Here is a 7,257-nt window from a genome sequence, read left to right as displayed (position 1 = left end):
CTAGCCGGGATTATTCATCGGCAGCGGTTTTTTGGTTGGCGATCGTAGCGTAACCATCTGATTTGGTTTAGAGAAAAGGTGCTTAGTCAACCCTCTAGACCAGACAGGAAGCGCCACGACCGCCATGGCAGACGATAGCGGACTCTCATTTTCATTCCCAGCAATTCATCGCCGAAAAGTCACCGCAGCATTCGATGGTGGCAGGCTGACGTCGGACGGAGGCGTGCTGTTGCTGGCCCAGGCCGAACGCCGGCTGGGTATCGCCGCGCGACTGGCCGTTTGCATCGCCGACCCACGCGATCAGAGCCGTGTCGTGCATTCTCTCGCCGATATCCTGCGCGCCCGCATGTTGGCGATTTCCTGCGGCTATGAGGATGCCGACGATCTCGACACGCTCCGCCACGATCCCGGGTTCAAGCTGGCTCTCGGCAAATTGCCGGATGGGCTGGTCGGCCTGGCGAGCCAGCCAACGATGTCGCGCTGGGAGAATGCGCCGACGACACGCGAGCTGGCTCGCCTGACCGGCACCTTGGTGGACCTCTACTGCGCGAGCTATCCCGCGCCGCCGGTTGCGGTCACCCTCGATATCGATGACACCGTCGATGTCGTTCACGGCATGCAGCAGCTGTCCTTCTGGAACGGTCATCACGGCGAGCGATGCTTCCTGCCCATCCATGTCTATGACACCGCGACGGGCCGGCCGGTCGCGATGCTTTTGCGGACCGGCAAGACCCCGTCCGGTGCCGAGGTCGCTGCTCACATCCGGCGGCTCGTGCGACGCATCCGCCGGCATTGGCCCGATACCCGGATCACCTTGCGAGGGGACGGTCATTATGGCCGCCCCGAGCCGATGCGGTGGTGCGAGGAAAACGGCATCGACTATGTCTTTGGCCTGCCGGGTAACACCACCCTGCATGCTGACCCCATCATCACGACCGAAGCCGATGCCTGCGCCACAGATCGTGCGACCGGCGGGCTGGTCGAACTGCGCCGCTACACCGAGACCCGCTATGCGGCGAAGAGCTGGGGCGACCACAAGCGCCGCGTTGCCGCTCGCATTGAAGCCAGCCCACTGGGCCTCGATATCCGCTTCGTTGTCACCTCGCTGACCAGCGGCAGCGCCGAATATATTTACGACACGCTCTACTGCGCTCGCGGACAGGCTGAGAACCTGATCAAGCTTCATAAAGCCCAGCTCAAAAGTGATCGCACGTCCTGCCGATCGGCCAACGCCAACCAAATGCGCATCATCCTGCACACCGCCGCCTACTGGCTGATGTGGGCCGTTCGCCAGGCCATGCCCGCAAACACCCCGCTGCGAACCGCCGAGTTCACGACCATCCGCTTACGCTTGCTCAAGCTCGGCGCCCGCGTCATCGAAAACGCCAGTCGGATCCGTGTCGCTTTCGCTAGTGCCTGTCCCGAAGCCGCGCTCTTCCGCACCATCTCGCTCAACCTGCGCGCGGCGGGGCCCTGAATTGCGCGGCAGGGCCGCTACCCGCAACCCGTCCGTTCAACCTTGCCAAACCACCGTCATCCGCGATGAAACAGGCGCCTTGGGATCGCGCGTTCACAATTTGCTCATCGCGCCCAACCCTCTCATCCCAACGCTAAAACCTCCCTCTCACGAATAAGAGCGGTTAGGTCACTAGACGGCGGCTCGTCGTTATCGCCGGGTTCGCCATCGTCCGCGTCGCGAGCAAACGGACGGAGCAACACTGGATCGAACTGCATCTTTACTACTGTTCCGCCTCCTATTCGATCTGCAAAAGCGATTACGCCGAAATGTTCGTCGACCACTTTCTTAACAATCGCCAAGCCTAGCACTACTTTGGCACTTTTGCTTCTGTGGCGTCTGCCAGGAGCATTTCACAGTGAGGGCATCGCAGGGGCGGAGGCCGTGCGAAGAGGTCGAGAATGGCTTGTCTGATCGCCGGCATGCTCTGTTGTGGCGGCGGTCCCCCGACTCTTTTTTTTCCGCCCCGCCGCTTTAAGGCGGCGGGCTTGGAGGAAGGCGTAGGCGATCATCGTCATCAAGGCGTGTCGGTGTAGTCCCGTCCAGGATCTGCCTTCAAAGTGGTCGAGACCGAGTTCTTCCTTGAGCTGCTGGTGCGCCTGCTCACAAACCCATCTGGCTTTGATCGTGGCGGCAAGCGTCTTGAGCGTGGCATCGGCCGGCAGGTTCGACACATAGTATTTCTGCTCCCCGGTTGAACGGCGTTCGCCGACGAGCCAGACCTCGTCCCCCGGCATGGCCTGAACGCGGTTGTCGAGCATGCGATGCTTATGCCCGTCGGCAACCCGGACTCGGCGAAGCGCGAAAAGGCACGTCAGCCGACCTTTGGTGCCCCGCCGCCAGCTGACCTTTTGCCATTTCTCATCGGCCAACATCGCCTCGGCGGAAATCGGCGGCCTGTCAGGGATGTGGTACTTGCGACGCGTTCCGACCTTCGCGACGGGGAAGATCAGGCCCACGTCCGCCGGATAGACGTTCTGACGTCGCGACAAGCCCATCGCCCACAGCAGGCCGCGCTCACTCAAAGCCTGGCGGAAAGGCCCACTGGATCCGTAGCCGGAATCGGCCAGCACGCAGCCGAAGCGCGCGCCCGAGGCGATGACACGATCGATCTCTTCGATGGCAATCTCCGGCTTTGTCAGGGCGACCTGGCGATCCTTCGGGACACGCGCCCGCGCCATGCGCTCGGGATCGTCTGTCCAGATCTCGGGCAGGAAGAGGCGCAGGCCCACCATCACCGGCACCTCGCGCGACGCCAGCGTCACCGACACCAGCGACTGACAATTGGCCGTCTTACCAAGCGAGGAGGCGTATTGAGGCGCGACGCCCACCGAATGACGCCCCTTCTTCGGCAGCGCGGTATCATCGATGACGAGGAAGCCCGCCTCGTCACCGACCAGGCGATTGGCCTCCTTCAGCAGGGCAGTCTCGAGGGGTGCGCTGTCCCAAACACCCGCGGCGACAAAATGGTGAAGCTGGTCATAGCCGAGCTCGCCAGCACGCGCCGCCATGGGCTGCACGCTCTTCCGGTCCCCGGGGCCGATCAGACCCGCGATGTAAGCCGGGCACATCCGACGACGCAGCGGGCTCACCGCTGCCGTGGCATCAGTCATGGGATGGTCTCCTGGTTGAGAGTTGGTCCAGCAACCAAATCTTCTCATCAGGAGGCCATTCCGGCCAATACGCACGCCGCTCCCGCGTCAGCGGGTTGGTTCAATCCGTTTTGTCAATATCGCCTAAGTAAATCCTCTCAAAAACATTTTGTTGCCGCAGAGAGTGCAGCGGTTCGCGCGCTTACTGGCGATCTCTACAGCGTAGTGTTTGAAACGAAGCTCAGCCCGACGTCATATCCGGACGTTTCGCTAGCCGCGCATTCCCAATCCGCGGCTAGCGTGAGGCTGTGTGTGACCCAGCTTCGTTGCGAGCAAATTCCTGGAAATCCGCTTTGAACACGAACACCAACTCGTTGTTCGCCGCCTCAGCGTCCTCTCCGGGCTTGGGCGGGAAGAGCTTGAGACCGTTGCCGCCCCAGCCCTTATAGATGCGGGTCGCGGTCGGTGACGCGCCAAACTCGCGATAGATGAACAGCGTCTTCAGAGATCGTCCATAGATCGCGGCATTCTGGTAGAAAATATCGGCCACGATGAGCTCGGAATAGCATGGCGATTTGGATTCGGATCGACGTGTCTTGATATCGTTCACGGTGTGTCGCGTCAGTGGCTCGTTATGCTGAATCACCGTCGCCGACTGCTGGTGAAGTAGACCGGCGAGATCGAGGGATGCGAGTGCTGCGACCTGGTTCGGACTGTCGAGCGCGTCGGCCATCGACGACTTGCGCTCCCGATCCCCCTTGGCATGCGCTGCCGCATCGATCAGACCACCACCAAGCCAGCCGGTCGTGATCGCACTGAACCGCTCTGCCGGCCACACGTGGAGTTCGCAGACCTGGCCCTCTGACGGCTGTGGAGTAGAAGCTGGATTCTGTGCACTGGCAACAGGTGCAATGGAGAAGCAGGAAAACGCAAAAATGGCCAGTCGAGTAGCCGCGATACGCCGCGATGCCATTAATGTACTCCTCCACATGTTGTGGCGATATTATTGTGAGTATTTTGTCTGTCAATGGTGGCGGTCATTCGCTTAGCGTTGTTTCGGAGGTGCCTTTCGCCAGTAGGCTGCGAAAGCGAGAACGTCTGTCCGAAGTGCGTTGCGTAACTCGTTGCGACCGCTTTCGGCATCGCCCGGCGCCTTCCATGGAAAAAGCATGAGAGGCGTATCTGCCGTGCTAGCGAATCTATGCGTGACAATGTCACCTGCGCCGAACACTCGGAGGGTGAAAAAGCCCTGAAGCGCCCCTCCTGCAAGCGCGTTCTTGGCATAGACCAGCCGCCGGATGACGAACTCGGCATAACATGGCGCGGTCGATCCCGTCCGCCGGAGCACTGCCGGTCCAGGCGTGCTTGTGGGTAGAGGATCGGAATGCAGTATCAGTTGGGCGCCCCCCAGTTCGAAGGCACCCGCCAGGTCAAGCGTGGCGATCGCGTCAAGCTGCATCTTCGGGCCGAGTGCGTCGGTAAGTTGCAAGGGGTCGCCCGTGCCGTCATGCAGGGCTTGATTGCGGGTTTGATTCCGAAACCAGCCTTCGGTCATGCTCTCCAAGCCTGGAGATGGCCATATATGCAACTCACATGCAGTTGTTGTTGCTCCAGCCGAGAGCGGCGGCGGTGGTGATGGGTCTTGCGCGAAAACAGGTATTGCCACGCTCCATGCCCCAAGCAATATCAATGCCTGCTTCATTGCTCGCCCATGCCTTTCTTGTCAGCGATGAGAATTGATTATTCCTCGGCGGCGACGATTGTCGAGATGCCTTGGCGAAAGTCGCTACTCTCAACGGCACGAGGTTCTCGCGTCCGCGGAACAGGTACGTCGTTTAGAGATTTCTTTCTCTCGAAGCCGCCGACTTTGTGCATCCGTGCGTTGCACCGCCCGAGCGCTCCGCATAGGTTGAAGGCATAGGCCTTATCTTTGCAGGACATGATGCTCGAAACGCGATCCCCTCAGGACGAGAAGAATCGTCTCGCCAGACTTCAGGCGTTTCTTGCTGAGGATCCCGATAATGCGAAATTGATCGCTGATGCGGCCGAGGCCGCTTACGAAGCCCAGCAACTGGAGCAGGCCGACGAACTGCTTCGCCGATTGAACGCGCTCGGGGCCCTGTCGGATCGAGACATCAACCTGAGCGGCTTGGTAGCGTTGCGGCTCGGTCGCTACTTCGACGCGGTCGCGACCTTTAGCCGGCTGATCGAGACGGGATCGGACAATGGCGCGCTCCGCTTCAATCTGGCCTGGGCGAACGCCATGGTGGCACGCTATGAAGAGGCGCTAGCCTGGCTCGACGAGGAGGCATTGGCGGCCTCGCCTCATGCACTCCGTCTCAAGGTTCAGATGCTGCATCACCTCTCGCGGTTCGAAGAGGGATTGGCGCTGGGTGACGAATTGCGTCTCGACGCGGCCGGTCATCCGCATGCAATGGGTGCTCTCGCGCTGCTCGCCATGGATGCCGAGGATATCGAGCGGGCGCGCTCCTTTGCCACGCTGGCTGGCGACGATCCGACAGGCATCGCTGTCCTCGGGCTCCTGGCGCTCGCTACCGACGAGCAGGAGAAAGCGGGGCCGCTGCTCGATCGCGCTCTCGCGCTTCAGCCCGACAATGCACGCGCATGGGTTGGAAAGGGACTGTCGCTCCTGGGACAGGGCGCGTTCGATGAAGCCGCCACTGCCACGGAACGTGGCGCGAAGCTTCTTGGCACACATCTTGGTTCGTGGATCGCGGCTGGCTGGGCGCATTTCGCAGCCGGCAACATGGAAGCGGCGCGCGCGGATTTCGAGCAGGCCCTCACGCTCGATGCCAATTTCGCGGAGTCTTATGGCGGGCTCGCGGTCGTAGACATCGTCGCGGGCGATCTCGATCACGCACGTCAACGTACCCAGGTTGCACTTCGTCTCGACCGCAATGCACTGGGCGCGCAACTCGCCCAGATTCTCTTGCTCGAGCAGATCGGCGAAACGAAGACCGCCGATCTGATCCGACGAAAAGCGCTCGCCGCTCCGATCGGCGTTGGGGGACGCACGCTTGGCAATGCGTTGGCGGCGCTCGCCCTTCGACGCCACTGAACGGATCAATCGGCCCGGAGGCTCGATACCGCCTGATCGAGCAATCGGGCGGCGACGGGATCCTCGCCAATTGCATCGACGACGCGTGTCACGATCTGCTGGAACTGGGCGTCATTGAGCAACGAGCCGCCCAACTGATCGGCCAGCAGCGCCTGGATACAGGCCCGCCGCAACTGCCTGCTGTCCGCGCCCTCGAGTGCAGCAAGGCCGGATAGTCCGGACACGGCGGGCTCGGCCTGAGGCGAGCCGCGTCGCGCAGGCTTCGTGGTCTGCGTTCGGGTGCGCTCGCGCAAACGCTGTCGCAGGATCGCGACCAGGCGATCGGTGTGGGAGATCGGATCCATAGACTGCGTCTTGCTTCCACTTGCCCTCAGTGCCGGGTGGATTTGAGCGCGGCTTGCTGGAGGAGTTGCTGTGCCGCGGACGCAACCGACACGTCGCCGCCATCATCACCACCCACACCTGCCTGGCGCGCCCGCATCTCGCCGATGAGCAGCCCCATATCATGATTGAGCGGCGCATTCTGCGTGTTGACTGCCATGCCTCGTTCGAGGAGGCGGATCGCCTCGTCGAATTCATCGCGGATCAGATGATCGAGCCCTTCGACGAAGAAACGCAACGGATCTTCTCCTTGTGCATGGCGCAGGCTCGCCCACGTCGCCCGGGCGGCATCGGGCCGGCCCGACGTCAGTTGCAAGAAACCGAGTTGAAAACGCGCGATGGCGAAGGATGGAGCCAGTTCGATCGCGCGCGCCATGGCTTTTGCGGCGGCCTCATAATCTCTGCCGGCGGCGAGAAGCGAGCCTTCGAGAAAATGGAGGCGCTCGTCACTGGGATAGGCCCGGATGAGGTCGACGACACGCGCCGCGAGCTCTGCATCGTTCGTGCCTGCCAGTCCCAGCAGTTGGGCGATATCGGCATCGGGGCATCGATGGGACGGATTCTGGTTCATCAATCAATTCTCATCGTTCGAGGGAGAAATGGCCTTGCCGGGCCAGGCGTTTTCGAAGCGTGTCGAGGGCTCCGCGATGCAATTGGCTGATGCGGCCTTTGGAGAGCCCCATCAGATC

General features: G+C 61.6%; 6 protein-coding genes and 1 pseudogene. 2 read left to right on the top strand and 5 right to left on the bottom strand.

Annotated features, from left to right (window positions below; all coding sequences use genetic code 11):
• Positions 1 to 124: 124 nt before the first annotated feature.
• Entirely contained in the window at positions 125 to 1,477 is a 1,353-nt protein-coding gene (locus VKR55_RS22475; RefSeq protein ID WP_324406742.1) for an IS1380 family transposase, read from the top strand.
• Between the two features lie 392 nt (positions 1,478 to 1,869).
• Here the strand turns inward: VKR55_RS22475 and VKR55_RS22470 are convergent.
• The 3 genes and pseudogenes from VKR55_RS22470 to VKR55_RS22460 all read right to left on the bottom strand — a co-directional run.
• Positions 1,870 to 3,096, bottom strand: a pseudogene (locus VKR55_RS22470) (IS701 family transposase); the annotation flags it as partial.
• 307 nt (positions 3,097 to 3,403) lie between these two features.
• Positions 3,404 to 4,081: a hypothetical protein gene (locus VKR55_RS22465; RefSeq protein WP_324406740.1), complete on the bottom strand. Its 678-nt coding sequence runs from the start codon at positions 4,079 to 4,081 to the stop codon at positions 3,404 to 3,406.
• Positions 4,082 to 4,153: 72 nt separating this feature from the next.
• Positions 4,154 to 4,663 (bottom strand): hypothetical protein, encoded by a 510-nt coding sequence (locus VKR55_RS22460; protein ID WP_324406739.1) that lies wholly within the window; start codon positions 4,661 to 4,663, stop codon positions 4,154 to 4,156.
• Positions 4,664 to 5,050: 387 nt separating this feature from the next.
• Here VKR55_RS22460 and VKR55_RS22455 point away from each other — a divergent pair, with 387 nt between their 5' ends.
• Positions 5,051 to 6,187, top strand: a complete 1,137-nt coding sequence (locus tag VKR55_RS22455; RefSeq protein WP_324406738.1) for a tetratricopeptide repeat protein — start codon at positions 5,051 to 5,053, stop codon at positions 6,185 to 6,187.
• A 5-nt stretch (positions 6,188 to 6,192) separates the two neighbouring features.
• On the opposite strand, the gene VKR55_RS22450 is transcribed toward VKR55_RS22455, so the two are convergent.
• Both VKR55_RS22450 and VKR55_RS22445 read right to left on the bottom strand, forming a co-directional pair.
• The gene (locus VKR55_RS22450; protein ID WP_324406736.1) at positions 6,193 to 6,531 is read right to left on the bottom strand and encodes a hypothetical protein; all 339 of its coding nucleotides are present in this window, start codon (positions 6,529 to 6,531) and stop codon (positions 6,193 to 6,195) included.
• Between the two features lie 26 nt (positions 6,532 to 6,557).
• Positions 6,558 to 7,139, bottom strand: coding sequence for a tetratricopeptide repeat protein (locus VKR55_RS22445; protein WP_324406735.1), 582 nt, complete (start codon positions 7,137 to 7,139; stop codon positions 6,558 to 6,560).
• Positions 7,140 to 7,257 lie beyond the last annotated feature (118 nt).

The organism is Bradyrhizobium sp. (genome assembly GCF_035309285.1).
Classification (GTDB): domain Bacteria; phylum Pseudomonadota; class Alphaproteobacteria; order Rhizobiales; family Xanthobacteraceae; genus Bradyrhizobium.
The sequence above is the reverse complement of the archived record's forward strand: the minus strand, read 5'-3'. Positions and strand labels throughout refer to the sequence as shown.

What these genes read in the sequence shown, in the direction of transcription:
- VKR55_RS22475 (WP_324406742.1), top strand. Translation starts at nt 125, where the DNA reads ATGGCAGACGATAGCGGACTCTCATTTTCATTCCCAGCAATTCATCGC.
- VKR55_RS22465 (WP_324406740.1), bottom strand. Translation starts at nt 4,081, where the DNA reads ATGGCATCGCGGCGTATCGCGGCTACTCGACTGGCCATTTTTGCGTTT.
- VKR55_RS22460 (WP_324406739.1), bottom strand. Translation starts at nt 4,663, where the DNA reads ATGACCGAAGGCTGGTTTCGGAATCAAACCCGCAATCAAGCCCTGCAT.
- VKR55_RS22455 (WP_324406738.1), top strand. Translation starts at nt 5,051, where the DNA reads ATGCTCGAAACGCGATCCCCTCAGGACGAGAAGAATCGTCTCGCCAGA.
- VKR55_RS22450 (WP_324406736.1), bottom strand. Translation starts at nt 6,531, where the DNA reads ATGGATCCGATCTCCCACACCGATCGCCTGGTCGCGATCCTGCGACAG.
- VKR55_RS22445 (WP_324406735.1), bottom strand. Translation starts at nt 7,139, where the DNA reads ATGAACCAGAATCCGTCCCATCGATGCCCCGATGCCGATATCGCCCAA.